Origin of the sequence: Sphingosinicella microcystinivorans, assembly GCF_027941835.1 — a bacterium.
Classification (GTDB): Bacteria; Pseudomonadota; Alphaproteobacteria; order Sphingomonadales; family Sphingomonadaceae; genus Sphingosinicella.
In genome coordinates this window covers 1,388,963-1,404,977 of sequence record NZ_CP116005.1, presented here as the reverse complement: position 1 = coordinate 1,404,977, position 16,015 = coordinate 1,388,963, and the positions used below count along the sequence as shown (strand labels likewise).

Genomic DNA, 16,015 nt, shown 5'->3' with positions numbered 1-16,015 from the left:
TTAACGGGCCAGCGCGCGCTTCAGCACGGCATAGACCTCCTGCCGCTCGCGCGGGCTGAGGAAGCGGCCGACGAGAAGCCGGTGGCCGCGCTCGCCGAGCCAGAGCCGGTTTTCGGGCGGGCTCAGCGCCTCCAGCTCGACGCGGGTGAACAGCGGCTCCAGCCGGAACTCGCGCGCGCTGCCGTCCGCCGCGACACGGCTGTAGAGCAGCCCCGAGGCATCGAGCCGCACGCGCTCGTAGGCGCGGGAGGCACGCGCCGCCGCGCGGAACGCCCAGACGAGCAGCGCAAGGTCGACGACCACGAACGGCAGGATCGGCCACGCGCCGAGCACGATGAAGCGCGCCGAGGCGAGCAGCATGACAAGCCCGGTGCCGCCGACGATCCACAGCGCCGGACGCGCGCCGAGCGGCGGCGGAGGCATCAGCTTCAGGTCGAGCGTCGTCATGGGGCTTCCACTCTACCAATACGCGGGCGGGTGCGGTAGGCGAGGAGGCATGAAGCCGCAGACGATCAAGCGATTTTTCGACCATCTCGCCGAAGCGGACCCCGCGCCCGAAACCGAGCTCGACTATGTGAACGACTACACGCTGCTCGTCGCCGTCGTGCTTTCCGCGCAGGCGACCGACGCGGGCGTCAACAAGGCCACGAAGGCGTTGTTTCAGCAGGTCCGGGACCCGGCCGCGATGGTCGCGCTCGGCGAGGCGGGCCTGAAGCAGCACATCAGGACGATCGGCCTCTACAACGCCAAGGCCGCGAACGTGATCGCGCTTTCCGGGATCCTGCTCGAAAAGCATGGCGGCAGGGTTCCCCACGACCGGGCGAGCCTGGAGGCGCTGCCCGGCGTCGGCCGCAAGACGGCGAACGTGGTGCTCAACGTCGCCTTCGGGGAGGAAACCTTCGCGGTCGACACGCACGTCTTCCGCGTCTCCAACCGTACCGGGCTCGCGCCGGGCAAGACGCCGCTCGCCGTCGAGCTGAAGCTGGAGACGGCGATTCCGAAGCCCTACCGCCGCCACGCGCACCACTGGCTCATCCTGCTCGGCCGCCACATCTGCAAGGCCCGCAGACCCGAATGCTGGCGCTGCCCGGTGGTGAACGAATGCGAATACGAGGCGAAGACGGCGGCATGAGCATGACAGCGATACGCGATTCACTTCGCGTTCAGATGCAGGCGCTATGAACGGTTCACATCGTGACATTGTAGCGTTTGCGTACCGCCGGACCGCGAACCCGCCTTGTGGGGGGCGGTCCGGCAAGTCACCCTGCGCGGAGACTTCCCCCATGACACTGTCCAGCCCCTCCCTCAGCGCCGCGCTCGCCGCCGCGCTGGCGCTCGCTGCCTGCTCGGCGCCCGAGCCCCCCGCGGAACCCGCCGCAGCGCCTGCGCCGGAGGCCGCGATCGGCGAACGCTGCGTCGGCCTCGCCGCGATCAGGAACACGAAGGTCGTCGACGATTCGACCATCGACTTCCACATGCGCGACGGCCGTGTCCTTCGGAACACGCTACCGCACCCGTGCCCCTCGCTCGGCTTCGAGGAAGCCTTCACCTACGCGACGTCGCTGTCGCAGCTCTGCTCGACCGACATCATCACGGTGGTGCAGCAGGGCGGCGGACCTCGGCTCGGCGCCAGCTGCGGGCTCGGAACGTTCGTGCCCCACACGCCGATCAAGGGCGAATAGGCCACGCGCGCTTTTCCCGCTGGCCTGCACGCCCGCGCTTTGTTAAGCGTGCCCGCCGAAACGGCAACCGGCACCCGTAGCTCAGCTGGATAGAGCGCTGCCCTCCGAAGGCAGAGGCCAGAGGTTCGAATCCTCTCGGGTGCACCATTCTCGAACAAAAGAGAGAACTGCAGGGGCGGCCTTGGCCACGCCTCCAGCAGCACTCCGGGCCAGCGCGGCCTTTGAGCCGCTGATGCGGATTTCCCGATCATCGACGCGAACCTCGCTGAGCAGCAGACGGGCATATGCCTGACGTAGATCGGGTGGACCGTGATGCAGCTTCTCGCGGAGGAGGAGAGCCAACTTCTCGACCTTTTCCGGGGTAATGACGGGCTCGGCATTTGCCAGTCGGCGGGTCAGATCAGAAATCTGGTCGGCCAGTTCGTCCCGCCGGAACCGTAGATTGACCAGCCGCTCACGCATTGAGGCGTCCTCGGCGTCCATCAGCCCCTTTTCGACCAGTCCCAGCAGTCGGGTGATGCCCGCCTCGGCCTCCTTGTGGTCCTGGCGCATTTGACGAAGCCGATCACGGTTGCGGTCCTCGCGTTCGATTGCCGTGCGCAGATATTCATCCAGCAGGGCAACGAGGTGATCAGGCTGCAATATCTGCTTGGTCACCTCGCCGATGACGATCCCGTCCAGCTTGTCCATCGGTATGCGTAACCCCCGGCAGCCAAGTGCGCCTTCCTTCAGGCGGGTTGAGCAGCAGTAATACCGATATTGCCCGCCCTTACCGGTGTTTTGGATAAGGGCGGCGCCACAATGACCACAACGGGCAACACCTGCGAGCAGGGTCGGAGAATTGACGACACGCGGTGCCACACGCTTTGGAGCGCGGCTTTGGAGTAAGGCCTGCACGGCATTGAAGGTCTTTTCATCGATGATCGCGGGCACCTCGAACGGAACCCACTCGGACGGTGGTCTGGATCGACGGTTGCGACTGTCGGTGCGGTTGAAGTGATGCAGACCATGATATGTGCTCGCCGTCAGGATGGCATGAACACCCCCAGTGCCGAATCGGCGGCCGCGCCGCAATATGCCGCGTTCGTTGAGCCAGGCGGCGATAGCCTTCACGCCCATGGGGCGGCCTTCGGTACCGGAGGCCATGTAAAAGATCATGCGGACGACGCGGGCCTCGGCCTCATCGATCACCAGCACTTTCTTGTCCTTGTTGCCTCGCCGCTCGATGATTTCGACGCCATAGCCATAGGGTGGCCGTGAGCCGTTCCAGAAACCCTGCCGCGCATTCTCCAGCATTGCACGGTGGACGTGCTTGGCCGTCTCTCGGCTCTGATGCTCGTCGAAAATGTTGAGCAGTTTGCGGAACATCTCCCCGGTAGGGTCCTGACCGACTTCCTGCGTAATAGAGACAAGTTCGACCCCGGCCTTTCTGAGTTCCCTGATGTAAAGCTCGGAATGCAGCGAATCTCGGCTGAAGCGACTCAGCGAATGGACGACCACGAGATCGAAGGGATGGTCCGCCCGTTTGGCCGTGTGGATCAACTCCTGGAAAACTGGCCGATCCTCATCAAGAGCCGAAGCTCCCGGCTCGGAAAAGGTCCTCACAACCTCGATGTCCTGACGCTCGCACCATACGCGACACTGGAGGATCTGGTCTGGAATCGACAGGTCCCGTTCTGCTTGCCGTGCTGTCGATACGCGCACGTAGATCGCTGCACGGGTCATGATCGATCACTTCTCGCCGAAAAGGATCGCGTCGATCTCCCTTCCCAGGTGGGCTCGCAGGATCGCAACCTCCTCGCGCAGCACCGGCATGATGGGGGGAAGGTCGCTGGCGAGTGTCCGCTGACCGTTGGCCGGGGCGCCGTACGTCGGCGAAGACACAGCTGCTCTGCGCCGGATAATGATCCGGTTTGTCCGCTTCGGTGCGGGGCAGGAGGAAGGCTGGGCGTCCATCCCCAATTGTCTATGCGTGCTGGAGATCCGCAACCAGAGGTCATGCGTGAAGCCGGTACGCTCGATGAACCGGCCCGGACCGGACCTATCGGGCCGCGACCTACATCTTGTGCAATTAACTGCGTATCACCCCTCATCCCGAAACCTCCGGATGACATCCCGGTAACGGGAGAAGGCAGTAAAGCTCGTCGCCTGGTTGTAGAATTTCTGGCTGGAGGTGAGCGTCGCATGACCGAGTATGGCCTTGGTGATGCCGATATGTGCCGGGTCTTCGAGTGCGACTTCGGTGGCGGCGCAGTCGCGGAACAGGTGCGGCGAGAGATCCCGGCCGAAGTGCTTGCGCGTGGTACGGGTCACACGGATAGAAATGTCGTTGGCTGGCAACCGCCTGCCTCTGCTGCCGATCCACAGCCAGCCGTCATTGTCTGCGGCGCCTTTCAGAAGGACCGGGCGGACCATATCCAGATAGGTGAACAGTGCCGGCTCAAGCCGTTTGGGTATATAGCCATGGAACGCGACGCCCTTCTTCGTTTCCTCTTTGGGGATGCTGACACGCGCCCCGAGATCGTCGACGAACACGCTCCGGCCGAGCCGGAGATCGGCAAGATTGCACCGTCGCCAGGGGCGGCTGATCAGCAGGCCGATGATCAGGCCGTCGCGGTAAAGCGGCGCTCCGCTGCGTTTCCCGTTGCGGAGTTTCTCCAGCCCTTCGTTCATCAGGCTGTCGGAAAGGTCAATAATGTCCTTCACCCTGGCCATGCGGGGCAGCTTGGGACGGCTCGGCCTTGCTGTGTTCACCATCCTGTGGGCGAGTTTCGTGAGCCAGTCGACGCCATCCGGCGGCGCACAGGCACGCAGCACATAGGCGATATCGCGCATCGTTCCGGCCACCGTAGATTCGGCCCGGCCTACCCTGTAGCTGTCAAGGAAGGCCTTGATCCGCTTCCGGGAGATGCGGTCGCAAGGGTGCAGCGCGGGATCGAGTTGCCCAGCATCCTCAAGCCAGCGAAGCCAGACGCCATAGCCCCGCTCACAGCCCCTGAGTGTGGCCGGGCGCCAGCGCGCGGCCAGTCCATCGTCATCGAACGGGCCGCTTGCCAGATGCGCCTTCTGCCAGAGCCTGCGGTCGTGCTCGGGCCATTGTTCGACCTTGAGCGATGGAAATGGCCTTCGGGTCACAGCCTGTCCTCCCAATGAGAGGAGCCGGCACCGTCATCCCTCCGCATGTGATCGAGAAGAGCATCGTAGCGGGCGAACGCATTGTCGTTCTCCAGGCCCTGGTAGAACTGAATGGTCGTCTGGATCTTCTTGTGGCCCAGCAGGCGGCGCGCAGTCTCGTAGTCGCCCGGATGAGCTATGAGCCAGAGATGGGCGGCAAAATGCCGAAGCAGATGGGAATGAATGGTGACGCCGACCTCGCGCCTGACGAACGCGGCCAACTGCTTCGACAGAGCGGATGGCCCCTTGGGCGTGCCCGACTGGCCAATGAATAGACTGGTGGTGGCATTTCCGTTCAGGAGCACGGGACGGAAGACATTCACATAGCGATCGAGCAGCCTGCCAAGAGCGTTATCAAACTCGGCATCGATGGGAACCTTGTTCTTCACATCATCGGCGGCGACCGCGATGCGCCATTTACCGATCTTTCCGGCGATGGGCGGCAGGATGTCCTTGCAGAAATCGAGCTCTGCAAGGTTGCGGACACGCATCGGAACCTGAAGGAGTACGCCAAGCCCGGCCGCCATCTGCATGCGCTGGGCCTGTCTGACGGTGGGCTCCAGGATTCCGCTAAGCTCATCGGCAACTACATAGGGAAGATTGAGCAGCCGCCTGCGGACCCTGGGGTCGAGCAACGGTGCCAGCCGTTCTCTGTTCTTCTCGCACATGCCGGTGGCCGTAAAACGGACCTTCTTTTCCAGCTTGCGGATCCGGTTACGCTGGTCATCGCCGGTCTTCAGGTGATGGGCGATGCTGAGCGCGGCGACTATCATGCCGTGCATGTCCTTGCGCGCCCGATCATCGAGCTTTCTTGCTCCCAGCCGCGCTTCGAGCCCGCGCCTGAGCATATCAGGGTCGATCACCGTCTGAAGCGATGTGAAATGGCCCGCGGGGACACCGTCGTCCACCAATGCTGAAAGCAGCACGCGCAACCGAGTCAGATAATTGTCGAGCGTGACGGGTTTGATCGGGCGGCGATCGTCATCGAACTCAACCTGTTCCAGGGCCCGTTTACTGTAGACAGCGATTTCGTCCTGGAGAGACTGCGGAAAGTCGGTCCACTGCACGGCGCGCTTGCCGATGGGTTCCGGCGCCGGGATACGCACGAACGGTTGAGGATCAGCGTGCAATAGGCACCCCCTTCGTGGGGTGATCGGCGTGCAAAAAGGACCCCTTCATCCCGGGGATTTAGTCGGCCGACTGGTTTTGATCAGTTGGCGAGAACGGGATGTTGATCGTGGAGACAGTGGTTCGGATTCGGCGTGAGCATGCAGCGGGTAAGGCGATCAAGGCGATCGCTCGTGACCTTCGTTTGTCGCGGAAGGTCGTCCGCAAAGCGATCCGGTCGCCGGAGGCGGCGTTCAACTATCAGCGCAAAGTCCAGCCGCTGCCGCGGATCGGTCCTTATCAGGATCGTCTCGATGCGCTGCTTGAGGAGAACGAAGGTCGCGGCCGCCGCGATCGGCTACGGATGACGCGTATCCATGACCTGCTGGTGCGCGAGGGGTTCGATGGATCCTATGATGCGGTGCGCCGCTATGCGGCGCGCTGGCGTGCTGCGCGGCGGAAGGATGCTGGCGAAGGCGCACCGGCGTTCATCCCGATGACCTTCCAGCCGGGTGAGGCCTACCAGTTCGACTGGAGCCACGAGGATGTGGAGATCGCCGGCAAGCCGATGCGGGTGAAGGTGGCGCATATGCGTCTCTGCGACTCGCGCGCACCCTATGTCCGAGCCTATCCGCGCGAGGGCCAGGAGATGCTGTTCGATGCCCATGCCCGGGCGTTCGCGTTCTTCGGCGGTGTGCCGCGACGCGGTATCTACGATAATATGAAGACGGCGGTGACGGCCGTGTTCACCGGCAAGGAGCGTGTGTTCAACCGCCGCTTCCTGATCATGACCGATCATTACATGGTCGAGCCGACCGCCTGCTCGCCGGCGGCGGGATGGGAGAAGGGCCAGGTCGAGCAGCAGGTCCAGACGATCCGAGGCCGCTTCTTCCAGCCGCGACTCCGGTTCGCCAGCCTGGCCGAGCTCAACGGGTGGCTGGAGGCCGAGTGCCGGCGCTGGGCCGAGCATCATGCCCATCCCGAACGCGGGGATATTACCGTCGCCGAGGCGCTGGATATGGAGCGACCGGCCCTGCAGCCGATCCTGGCACCGTTCGACGGCTTCCATGAGAGCGAGCATGCCGTCACCGGCACCTGCCTCATCAGCTTCGATCGCAACCGCTACTCGGTCATGTCGACGGCCGCACGCCGGACCGTTCAGGTGCGCTCCTATGCCGATCGCATCGTCATACGCTGCGGCGATGCGATCGTCGGGGAGCATGAGCGCCACTTCGGTCGGAACCGCACGATATACGATCCCTGGCATTATCTGCCGGTCCTCGCGCACAAGCCCGGCGCGCTGCGTAACGGCGCACCGTTCCAGGACTGGGATCTGCCGCCCGCCCTGCACCGATTACGGCGAAGGCTCGGCACCGGGGACGAGGCCGATCGCAGGTTCGTGCGGGTCCTCTCGGCGGTGCTCACCGATGGCCTGGAGCCGGTAGAGGCTGCCGTGCGCGAAGCGTTGGCGAACGGAACGGCCAGCGACGAGCTGATCCTCAACATCCTCTCCCGGCGCCGCGAGCCGGCGACACCCCACAGCATCGTCACTTCGGAAGACCGGATGCTGCAGCATCCTCCGCTCGCCGACTGTGCCCGCTATGATCTGCTGCGAGGCTATGATGCAGCGGCATGATATGATCGACACGATGCGCGGCCTCGGACTCAAGGGCATGGCGGCGGCGTTCGACGAGGCGGTCACCACCGGCCTCCAGCGCAAGCGCACCACCATGGAGATACTGACCGACCTGCTCCGTGCTGAGGCGACCCACCGGGATGCAGCCTCCATCCGCTATCGGATGACGGCTGCGAGGCTGCCCGTGGTGAAGGACCTGGAGCGGTTCAGCTTCGAGGGCACACCGATCAATGAGGAGATGATCCGCTCCCTTCACGATGGCTCCTTCCTCCCGCCTCGCCGCAATATCGTGCTGGTCGGCGGCACGGGGACAGGCAAGACCCACCTCGCCATCGCGATCACCGCCAATGTCGTGCGAAGGGGCGCTCGCGCCCGCTACTTCAACACCGTCGATCTGGTGACACGCCTCGAAGAGGAGACCCGGATCGGCAAAGGCGGGACCCTGGCGGCGCAGCTGTCGCGGCTCGACCTGATCGTGCTCGACGAGCTCGGTTATCTGCCGTTCGCCCGCTCGGGAGGGCAGTTGCTGTTCCACCTCATCAGCAAGCTTTATGAGCGGACCAGCGTCATCATCACCACGAACCTCGCCTTCGGCGAATGGCCGACCGTGTTCGGCGATCCCAAGATGACCACGGCGCTGCTCGACCGCGTCACCCACCACTGCGATATCGTCGAGACGGGCAACGACAGCTGGCGCTTCAAAAACCGCAGCTGACAGCCACCTTCGGCGCCTTCAAAAATCTATCTTGCGCTGCGCGCGCCTCCGGTCGGGCTACGCCCGCCCTCCGCCGCACGCAGCGCAAGGCCATCTTCAACAAACCAGCATCATATTATCCGAAAAGGGGGTCCCTCTTCGACGCCGATCGGGGGTCCCTTTTGAACGCCGTTTGACACGAACGGTGAACCTGCCGTGGCGATCGCCCTGTTCCATGCCCTGCGGGCCACGTGCGCCCGCTCGCGCGGGTTGCGCTGAGTCATCTGCTCTTCAAGATACGCATAGTAACGGTCGAACGTCCCGGGCGTGACAGCATCCGGCCCGATCTGATGCACCGAGCACCAGCCGGCGAAACGATGCAGTTCGTCATGGTCTCGCCTGCAAAGCGGCGCGAGCTCGTCCTGCCATGTGGCATCCGGCTTGAAGTTCCGACGCCGGCGGTGGACCTTTATGCCACCGATCTCCAGTGCCCGTCTGACACGATACATGATGTTCGCCCAGCTCGCCTTCTTGTATCCGGCAAGCTGCCAAGGAGCCTTGGCTGCCAATGTGCGGATGGTGCCGGGGTCGGCGACGATGTCACCGGGCGTGAGGCTGCACACTTTCGCGAAGCTGTTGATGGCGGAACGTAACTCTCGCCGGTTTGACAACGAGATTTCTTCCATGCTCGCGATCAGCTCGGCGAGCAGGCGAAGAGTCAAAGTTGGGGCGCTTGGCGCTGGCATTGTGAAACCCTCCTTCATGCGTGTTGTGGACGGGTGATGACTGGTGTGGACCGGGGTCCGGATTGGTGATGTCCCGGCACCTCATATTTGTTGAAAATTGGACCTCAGAGATTCACCAAGCTCTTGATCGGGCTCCGGATTCCTGGACGGAAGCGGACATCAGATGACGTCCGCGCAGCGCGCCTCGAACAGCGCGACGTTGGCGGCCGACACGCGCACCGACCTGCCGAAACGGTGGACGGAAAGCTCCCCGTTCTCGATCAAACGACGGATATTGCGCTGTGACATGGTCCACCGCTCTGCAAGATCGGCGACCGTGTGGAAGGCCTTCCCAGGTCTGGGTTTGCCCGGCGCGGAAAGGGCTTGTGGCATATTCGGGCTGGGTGGTTTGTGGCCGGGCTTGATACGAATTTTCGTCATCTGGAGTCTCCTGCGGGGTGGCCCCCGACAGCCGGAGGAGAGACGACAGGTGATACCGCAGGTCGACCTGAACAGCCGACAGTGCTATGGGCTTCGGACTTGACCGCGACCCGAACCACCCGTCGCGACTCGCCATCGGCGGTGCGGGGTAGTTCGCAAAATCATTCTCAGTCACCGGATGAAAACAATAAAGTTAAGCTCCGGTCTGTCATCTGTACCACCGGTAGCCAGCGCCGGTTTGCACAAATGTCTACAAGGAGTTGCTATTGACGCGCTCGCACGGCTCCTATCCCGGCGATACGCCGTCGGTCTCATCCTGGATCAGGCCGTATCCAATCGTTTACTTGCCGCCCTTTACGGTCTTGCCGAGAGCCAGTGTCAGTGCTGCTTCCGTTCCGCAAAGTCCGCGCCCCTGGCTGATGCCGCCATGGGCAAGCACTGCCGCCTCGAACACGGCATATTGTTCGCTTGAGAAGTAGAGCAGCACGCAGCGTCCGCCCGCGTGCACCGTTTCGCCGCGCAGATGACGTTTGAGAGCGTATGCAGAGCAGGTTTCTGCCAGGCTCAGGATATCTTCCACCGTGTCGGCGGTGACATAGGGCGCCGCGACCACCAGCTTCGACCAGCCGATCCGGCGGAGCCTGCCCCTCTCGACACCGAGGTCATGGAACCTGCGGTCGAATTGCGCCAATGCAAAGGCCTTGCGGCGGCCGATGCCGAGATGCTTGGCGATTTCCCGGAACAGGCCCGGGTCGACGTCTTGTGCCTCACGCAGCTGCCGCGCCACTTCCAGGAAACCGTCGCCGATCAGCTCGGCGCTGATTTCTGCTCTTTCCTTCAGGGTTATTTTACTCACGCCTTTTGTCATCCCGTTGTTATCGATGACAAAAATCGTAGGTGAAAGCCGCCCCGGGGCAATAAAGATTACAAGAAAATAGTGCTCGGAGCAGACTCCTCTACATCACAATCGTGATCCACACCGTCAACGCCCGAAACCAGCGCAGAATGGTCAAATTCTGTACGGGTTATGAGGCTTTCGTTTTGGAAAACGCCTTGGCCTTTTCCGCGTCGAGCAGCTCGATAACATCGACCTCCAACGCTTTTGCGATCCTTTCGATCACAAGGGCAGAAGGATTGCGGACACCCCGCTCAACACCACTGAGGTAACCCCGATCGAACCCAGAGTCGGTCGCAAAGTCTTCCTGCGTAATATCACGTTCCTTGCGCAGGCGTCTGAGATTCCAACCTATGCGCTTGCGGATGTCCATCGACGGGCACGATCAGTCCATGAGACTAATTGGCCCACGACTTATAAGACTCATTTTTCTGGACATCCGTGCCCCGACGCATATTGAGCAGATTTCTAATAGCTGGGGGAGGCTAAGCCATGACGCTGAAAGAGCAGCCGTTTGCTGGCGGAAAACCCCGAAAGCGAGGATGCCTAGCCCGCGGCGGTATCGCGGTAACGCTTGTACGAGATGGAAAGCTCATTTCATGGAGCTTTGGAATGCCCACCTCTGAAAGCTATATGCCCTACGTAGACCAAAAGATCTTCTATCCGCCGGACGCGGCGAGTATCTATTCTGGGTACGTGGCGCCGCATGCTCGGGGCGGTGGTATACACAGGCAGCAACAGAACAGGCGCATCGCGGCTCTGCTAGACAGATGTTCTGCGGTTTTCAGCTTCGCGGAAGGCGGCAATAAAGCGGCGATAAAAGCTGCTATGGGGAGCGCACTGCATCATGTTGCGACACTGGAAACGCGCTGGCAGTTCTATCGCGCACGTAAGCGCATCATCGTGATCGACCCGGCGCTCGACATGAAGTTCGAAGCGCCTCTCTACACTCCTGCTGGTGAAGAGATTCCATCGCATTCATCAGAACGCGGCCATCCCAATGCGAGCAATCGCGGTGAAATGCGGTCGCCCGACAGCCTCGAGGCTACAGCCTGAAATGGCATCAATTCTTGAATGACCGGAGGCTGCCAGCGAATCGGATAAGCCACAATTCTTGCTAATGGATACGGCCTCGCCGCTAGAGAAGCCACTGACCGGGAGGCGCTGCCGGGGAGCGCACCACAATACAAATTTAGCTAGAACGCTTCCGACATCGACAAACGCTGGCAGCGTTGCGCGCCATTTTCAGGTTAGCTTCGCTTCTCGGCGACGAGAAAGGAACCGTTTCGGATGGGTTTGAGCTTTGGATAGGACTGGATCAAACCGCTCCGCGATCTCGGAGGCATCGAGGCCGTCACGCTCGAGGGCAGCGAATTTGTGCCTGGGCACACTAAGGCGAAGAGCCCCAACTCGTCCTATCGGCTCGAGGGAGCCTTCCGGGGGATACTCACCGCGCCGGACGGGGAGTGGGAAGAGAAGCTCGAGGCGTGGGCCGCCGGAGAGGCCGCTCGGGAGCGGCTCGCATTTCAGGCCAAGATGGCCGAGGCCGCGAAGACGGCGTCCGACACCGGACACGCAGCGCTCATCAACGACTGTGTCGAGCACTACGCACCCCGCTTCCTCGAGGGGTACGAGGTCCTCTATGTCGACGACAGCGACGGGGACCGGATAAGCGACGAGGAGCGCGCGAAGATGCAGGCCGCCGGGGCCGAGCTCACGCTGGCGGACCCGATGCCGGACGTTCTCCTCTGGCACCCGGAGACCGATTGGCTTTGGGTAATCGAGGCCGTCACCAGCGACGGAGAGGTCGATGCCCACAAGGTAAAGGGGATGCAGGCAAGCGTCAGCACCCAGTCCAGCACGTCGTTGGCGACCTGCTGAAGGCTGAGATCGCCGAGAAGCACGCCCGTTCCATCAAGTACCAGATGACCGCTTCCAAGCTGCCGCTCGCCCGCGAGCTCGACGGCTTCGAGTTTACCGGAACGCCGATCAACGAAGGGTTGGTGCGCGACCTTGCCACCGGCAGCTTCCTCGCCAGCAAGCGCAACATCGTGGCTGTAGGTGGCACGGGATCGGGAAAGACCCACCTCAGCATCGCCATTGCTCGCAACTGCATCCGTAGCGGCGCTCGCGTCCGGTTCTACAACACCATTGACCTGGTGAACCTGCTGGAGCTGGAGACGCACCAAGGTCGGACCGGCAAGCTCGCCGAACATCTCTCGCGGCTCGACCTGCTGATCCTCGACGAACTGGGATATCTGCCGTTCGCCCGTACCGGGGGCCAGCTGCTGTTCCACCTTGTCAGCCGGCTCTACGAGCGCACAATCATCGTCACCACCAACCTCGCCTTCGGCGAATGGCCCACCGTGTTTGGCGACGCCAAGATGACCACGGCCCTGCTCGACCGGCTGACCCATCATTGCGATATTATCGAGACCGGCAACGACAGCTGGCGCTTCAAAAACCGCAGCTGAGCCTCAGGCCGGCGAAAAAGAGACCAGCATGCCGTGGGGCGACGCCTCCGGGCAACGCCCTCCGCCGTCACCCCACGGCATGATTGCGCCCAATCTCCATGGTCCCCCATTGCACGCCGATCCCGGTCCCCGGCTCCGCGCCGATTGACACCCAGTCTTTTTTTGCGCGTCATGCCCCGCCGCGCGAAGAAGCGGTGCAGTCCGGCAACCGACACTGTCAGGCCCGCTTCGGACAAGGCAATGCGCAGCTCTTCGAGCGAGATGTCCTTGCGCGCCTCCCACAAGGCCAGAATGTCGACCGCCCGCTCCTCCACTCGGCGGGATCGCATGTCGCCGCCTTGCGGCTTGGGAGCGAAGCTGCCGGTTTCCAGACGCTGCGCCTGCCAGCGAATGGCTGTCGATGGCGCAACCCCAAAGCGCGCCGCCGCTCCTCGGCAACTCAGCCCGCCATCAATCGCCGCCAGAAGCCGCGTGCGCAAATCCATCGACAGAGCGTGACCCATCCATGCCGGCCTCCTTCACCAGCACAGATTCTGAATCACAAATCAGACCAGAGGGAAACCCCTCAGCGATTCAAAACGGTCGAAAACCGCTCTAAGCAGGCTGCAGCCATATCGCGCGCGGGCAAGGGCGCTCTCGTCCGCTCTTTATTTTCTCGCGACCAAGTCGTCGCAGGATCTTTGTCGTGCGGCGATGGTCACGCGCGATCCCCGGTTACGTCTCCAGGGGCGGTTGCCGGCTGACGCGGTCTTTCTCCGCGAACCAGGGAACCATGCGTTCGATGGCGGTCTGGACGCGGTCGGTCGAGACGGCAAAGCTGAAGCGAATGAACCTCCCGCCGTCAACGGGATCGAAATCGAGCCCCGGCGCAGTTGCAACGCCGGTGTCGGCGAGGAGCTCTTGGCAAAAGGCGAGACTGGCGGACGTCAGCCGCCCGACGTCGGCGTAGATGTAGAAGGCACCGTTAGGCGGCGCGATCTCGCGGAGCCCCATCGCCGGCAGCGCCTCGAGCATGATCCCGCGATTGCGCTCGTAGACCCTGACATGACCTTCGAGCTCGTCGACGCAGTCGAATGCGGCGAGCCCGGCGTGCTGCGCAAGCGATGGCGGCGTGAGGAAGAGATTGCCCATGCGCGCCCGCGCAACTTCGATCAGATGCGGGGGCACGACGAGCCAGCCCAGCCGCCAACCCGCCATGCTGAAATATTTGGAGAAGCTGTTGACGACGATCGCGTCCCTGTCGAAGTTCAGGATGGACTGCGTCTCTCCGGCGTAGCTGAGGCCGTGGTAGATCTCGTCAGAGACGATATGGATGCCGCGCCGCCGACACACCGCGACGATCGCCGCGAGTTCGTTCGGGGGGATGATCGTCCCTGTTGGATTTGCAGGGCTGGCGATGATGATTCCGGCAGGCGCCGGATCGAGCGCTTCGATCGCCGCAGCGCTCAGCTGGAAACGCTGGTCGGGGCCGCAGCCGATCTCGACGACGTCGAGATAGAGCGCCTTCGCCGTGTTCCGATAAGCGACATAGCCAGGCCTGGCGAAGGCAATGCGATCGCCGGGTTGGAAAAGTGACGAGAGCGCGAGGACGAGAGCGGGTGAGGCCCCGCAGGTAAGCACGACCTGATCGGGAGTGACCTCCACCCCATATGTCTCGCCGTAGTGCTGCGCGATGCGTTCCTTGAGGCGGGGACTTTCCCAATAGCCCATCGGGTCTTGATCGAGCACCTCATGCGCACGCCGGATCGCAGCGCTTGGGGCGCCGGTCGATGGTTGCCCGAACTCCATATGGATGACCGAGCGGCCGGCTACGGCGAGTGCGTGTGCGGTTTTACTGATCGCAATCGAGTGAAAGGGATCGATCGTCGCAACCATGCGATCTGGCCTCCTGTGTTGAAGGGTGGATGGGCGCGCGAGGCCGTTTCAGCAATCCTGTTGGCTAAGCTGCGCGGCGAGCAGCTCGAAGCGTTTTTCTGACAAGGGCATCAGCAGAGCGCCCTTCCCATTTGCCGCGCTGAATTGCGAAGGAATTGAATTTGCGAAGGCCGGCTTTGCGGCTGCGGGCGCGGACTATGCGGGAGCCGACACCAGGGTCTCGATGGCCGAGAAATCCTCGGAGAGACCGAACGCACGAGGCCCGAGCACCTCCAGACTTTCCGGTCGCCGCAAGATAGGGTCCGCGGCATAGCCGAGAACCTTCACGCGCTGACCATAGGTCAACATCTCTCCGGTCAACGGCTCACCGGATTCCCGGTCCAGAATCGAGATCAAATCCGGGACGACCGTCACGGTCCGGCCATTATGCCGTGCAACGATGAATTCGTTCTGGATCTCGACGGTGAATTCGTCGCTGCTGTCGGAAAGTCCGTTCAGCACCACCTTGCCCCAATGCCAGCCGTCGCGGGTCTCGTGGCTGACGTCGACGATCTTGCCGTCGAACAATATGGTTGCGAGCCTGTCGTCCCAGCTATTGAGATAATCGATCAGATTCGCGAAGATTTCGCCGCTGCTCTCGCGACTTTCGCGAATGCACCTGCCGATTCCGAACGCCTGGGTGAGGGTTCGATGTACCGCGCAGGCTTTCATTTCCTTGCCCGTCATTGGATAGAGCGCGCCGAAGACGGCAGCCCCGAGTACGCCGGTGACGACGCGGCAAATATCTTCTGCGGTGCGATCATCGACCGCTTCGATCATGACGATATTACCGGATTCGTCCATCAGCACGGCTGGAGTTGCCTTGCAGCCATCGATACTGAAGTTGGTCATTTCGATCCGCGGAATTGCCCGGCCCACGCCGTCGGCGTCGACGACAGGAATGCCGCTGATCGCGGACAGAGCGAGCGGGAACATCGAGTTAATTCCGCCAATCTCGGCGCTGATCAAGGCATCGACGCTGCGGCCATAATATTCTTCGCAACGCTTGAGCAGCTTCTGCAGCATGATTTCGCTGACGAGATTTTCGACCATCACCGAAGGCGCGCCGATGCCAGCGATCGACAACACGAAAGCATCATCCGCTACTTCGTCGGAGGTTATTACCTTGGCGAAGCGCCCCTGCGCGATCTGGGCGCGCAGAAACAATTCCCCAACATAAGGGTCGCCGCCCCCGCCTGTGCCAAGCACCACCGCCCCGCGGGCGATGTCCTGAATGTCCTGCACGGTATCGACCGTAAGCATGATGGCCTGT

The 16,015-nt window shown here is 62.4% G+C and carries 18 protein-coding genes, 1 tRNA gene and 4 pseudogenes; 10 read left to right on the top strand and 13 right to left on the bottom strand.

Translation table 11 applies throughout. The annotated features are described in order from the left end of the window. Nucleotides 1-447, bottom strand: coding sequence for a DUF2244 domain-containing protein (locus tag PE061_RS06815; protein WP_271258349.1), 447 nt, complete (start codon nucleotides 445-447; stop codon nucleotides 1-3). A gap of 49 nt (nucleotides 448-496) precedes the next feature. Here PE061_RS06815 and nth point away from each other — a divergent pair, with 49 nt between their 5' ends. The 4 genes from nth (at nucleotide 497) to PE061_RS06795 (ending at nucleotide 2,384) form a co-directional block, all read left to right on the top strand. Then, entirely contained in the window at nucleotides 497-1,132 is a 636-nt protein-coding gene (gene nth, locus PE061_RS06810) for an endonuclease III (RefSeq protein WP_271258348.1), read from the top strand. Between the two features lie 151 nt (nucleotides 1,133-1,283). Beyond that, entirely contained in the window at nucleotides 1,284-1,682 is a 399-nt protein-coding gene (locus tag PE061_RS06805; RefSeq protein WP_271258347.1) for a hypothetical protein, read from the top strand. Nucleotides 1,683-1,752: 70 nt separating this feature from the next. After that, nucleotides 1,753-1,829 (top strand) — tRNA-Arg (locus PE061_RS06800). 405 nt (nucleotides 1,830-2,234) lie between these two features. Further along, nucleotides 2,235-2,384 carry a hypothetical protein gene (locus PE061_RS06795; protein ID WP_271258346.1) on the top strand — a complete coding sequence of 50 codons (150 nt, stop codon included), beginning with the start codon at nucleotides 2,235-2,237 and terminating at the stop codon, nucleotides 2,382-2,384. A 12-nt stretch (nucleotides 2,385-2,396) separates the two neighbouring features. On the opposite strand, the pseudogene PE061_RS21745 reads toward PE061_RS06795, so the two are convergent. Then, nucleotides 2,397-2,801, bottom strand: a pseudogene (locus PE061_RS21745) (recombinase family protein); the annotation flags it as partial. Here PE061_RS21745 and PE061_RS06790 point away from each other — a divergent pair. Next, nucleotides 2,718-2,942 (top strand): hypothetical protein, encoded by a 225-nt coding sequence (locus PE061_RS06790; RefSeq protein ID WP_271258345.1) that lies wholly within the window; start codon nucleotides 2,718-2,720, stop codon nucleotides 2,940-2,942. The pseudogene PE061_RS21745 and the gene PE061_RS06790 overlap by 84 nt on opposite strands. 24 nt (nucleotides 2,943-2,966) lie before the next feature. Here the strand turns inward: PE061_RS06790 and PE061_RS21740 are convergent. From PE061_RS21740 to PE061_RS06775, 4 genes and pseudogenes are all read right to left on the bottom strand, one after another. Further along, nucleotides 2,967-3,407: pseudogene (locus PE061_RS21740) on the bottom strand (recombinase family protein); the annotation flags it as partial. A gap of 6 nt (nucleotides 3,408-3,413) precedes the next feature. Beyond that, nucleotides 3,414-3,566, bottom strand: a complete 153-nt coding sequence (locus PE061_RS06785; protein ID WP_271258344.1) for a hypothetical protein — start codon at nucleotides 3,564-3,566, stop codon at nucleotides 3,414-3,416. Nucleotides 3,567-3,764: 198 nt separating this feature from the next. Beyond that, complete coding sequence (locus PE061_RS06780) at nucleotides 3,765-4,817, bottom strand: hypothetical protein (RefSeq protein WP_271258343.1); 1,053 nt, start codon at nucleotides 4,815-4,817, stop codon at nucleotides 3,765-3,767. Next, nucleotides 4,814-5,986, bottom strand: coding sequence for a site-specific integrase (locus PE061_RS06775; RefSeq protein ID WP_271258342.1), 1,173 nt, complete (start codon nucleotides 5,984-5,986; stop codon nucleotides 4,814-4,816). Before PE061_RS06775 ends, PE061_RS06780 begins: the two co-directional genes overlap by 4 nt. 98 nt (nucleotides 5,987-6,084) lie before the next feature. Here PE061_RS06775 and istA point away from each other — a divergent pair, with 98 nt between their 5' ends. Then, the gene (gene istA / locus PE061_RS06770; protein WP_021238707.1) at nucleotides 6,085-7,599 is read left to right on the top strand and encodes an IS21 family transposase; all 1,515 of its coding nucleotides are present in this window, start codon (nucleotides 6,085-6,087) and stop codon (nucleotides 7,597-7,599) included. Then, nucleotides 7,586-8,314: an IS21-like element helper ATPase IstB gene (gene istB, locus PE061_RS06765; RefSeq protein WP_031304487.1), complete on the top strand. Its 729-nt coding sequence runs from the start codon at nucleotides 7,586-7,588 to the stop codon at nucleotides 8,312-8,314. The genes istA and istB (PE061_RS06765) overlap by 14 nt, the downstream gene beginning before the upstream one ends. A 110-nt stretch (nucleotides 8,315-8,424) precedes the next feature. Here the strand turns inward: istB (PE061_RS06765) and PE061_RS06760 are convergent, their stop codons facing one another. The 4 genes from PE061_RS06760 to PE061_RS06745 form a co-directional block, all read right to left on the bottom strand. Then, nucleotides 8,425-9,015: a hypothetical protein gene (locus PE061_RS06760; protein ID WP_271258341.1), complete on the bottom strand. Its 591-nt coding sequence runs from the start codon at nucleotides 9,013-9,015 to the stop codon at nucleotides 8,425-8,427. A 183-nt stretch (nucleotides 9,016-9,198) separates the two neighbouring features. After that, entirely contained in the window at nucleotides 9,199-9,459 is a 261-nt protein-coding gene (locus tag PE061_RS06755) for an excisionase family DNA-binding protein (RefSeq protein WP_271258340.1), read from the bottom strand. Between the two features lie 340 nt (nucleotides 9,460-9,799). Then, a complete protein-coding gene (locus PE061_RS06750) occupies nucleotides 9,800-10,327 on the bottom strand; it encodes a hypothetical protein (RefSeq protein WP_271258339.1) in 528 nt (175 codons plus the stop codon). Between the two features lie 157 nt (nucleotides 10,328-10,484). Then, entirely contained in the window at nucleotides 10,485-10,727 is a 243-nt protein-coding gene (locus PE061_RS06745) for a helix-turn-helix domain-containing protein (RefSeq protein WP_271258338.1), read from the bottom strand. Between the two features lie 119 nt (nucleotides 10,728-10,846). Between PE061_RS06745 and PE061_RS06740 the strand changes: the two genes are divergently transcribed. The 3 genes and pseudogenes from PE061_RS06740 to istB (PE061_RS06730) all read left to right on the top strand — a co-directional run. Beyond that, on the top strand, nucleotides 10,847-11,410 hold the full coding sequence (locus tag PE061_RS06740; protein WP_271258337.1) for a hypothetical protein: 564 nt from the start codon (nucleotides 10,847-10,849) through the stop codon (nucleotides 11,408-11,410). Nucleotides 11,411-11,890: 480 nt separating this feature from the next. Then, complete coding sequence (locus tag PE061_RS06735; protein ID WP_271259142.1) at nucleotides 11,891-12,235, top strand: BsuBI/PstI family type II restriction endonuclease; 345 nt, start codon at nucleotides 11,891-11,893, stop codon at nucleotides 12,233-12,235. Continuing rightward, nucleotides 12,187-12,828, top strand: a pseudogene (gene istB, locus PE061_RS06730) (IS21-like element helper ATPase IstB); the annotation flags it as partial. The gene PE061_RS06735 and the pseudogene istB (PE061_RS06730), both read left to right, overlap by 49 nt. A 149-nt stretch (nucleotides 12,829-12,977) precedes the next feature. Here the strand turns inward: istB (PE061_RS06730) and PE061_RS21735 are convergent. The 3 genes and pseudogenes from PE061_RS21735 to PE061_RS06715 all read right to left on the bottom strand — a co-directional run. After that, a pseudogene (locus tag PE061_RS21735) lies at nucleotides 12,978-13,331 on the bottom strand (IS630 family transposase); the annotation flags it as partial. 211 nt (nucleotides 13,332-13,542) lie between these two features. After that, nucleotides 13,543-14,703 (bottom strand): aminotransferase class I/II-fold pyridoxal phosphate-dependent enzyme, encoded by a 1,161-nt coding sequence (locus PE061_RS06720; protein ID WP_271258336.1) that lies wholly within the window; start codon nucleotides 14,701-14,703, stop codon nucleotides 13,543-13,545. A gap of 195 nt (nucleotides 14,704-14,898) precedes the next feature. Next, nucleotides 14,899-16,005 carry a DUF917 domain-containing protein gene (locus PE061_RS06715; protein ID WP_271258335.1) on the bottom strand — a complete coding sequence of 369 codons (1,107 nt, stop codon included), beginning with the start codon at nucleotides 16,003-16,005 and terminating at the stop codon, nucleotides 14,899-14,901. Between the last annotated feature and the right edge of the window lie 10 nt (nucleotides 16,006-16,015).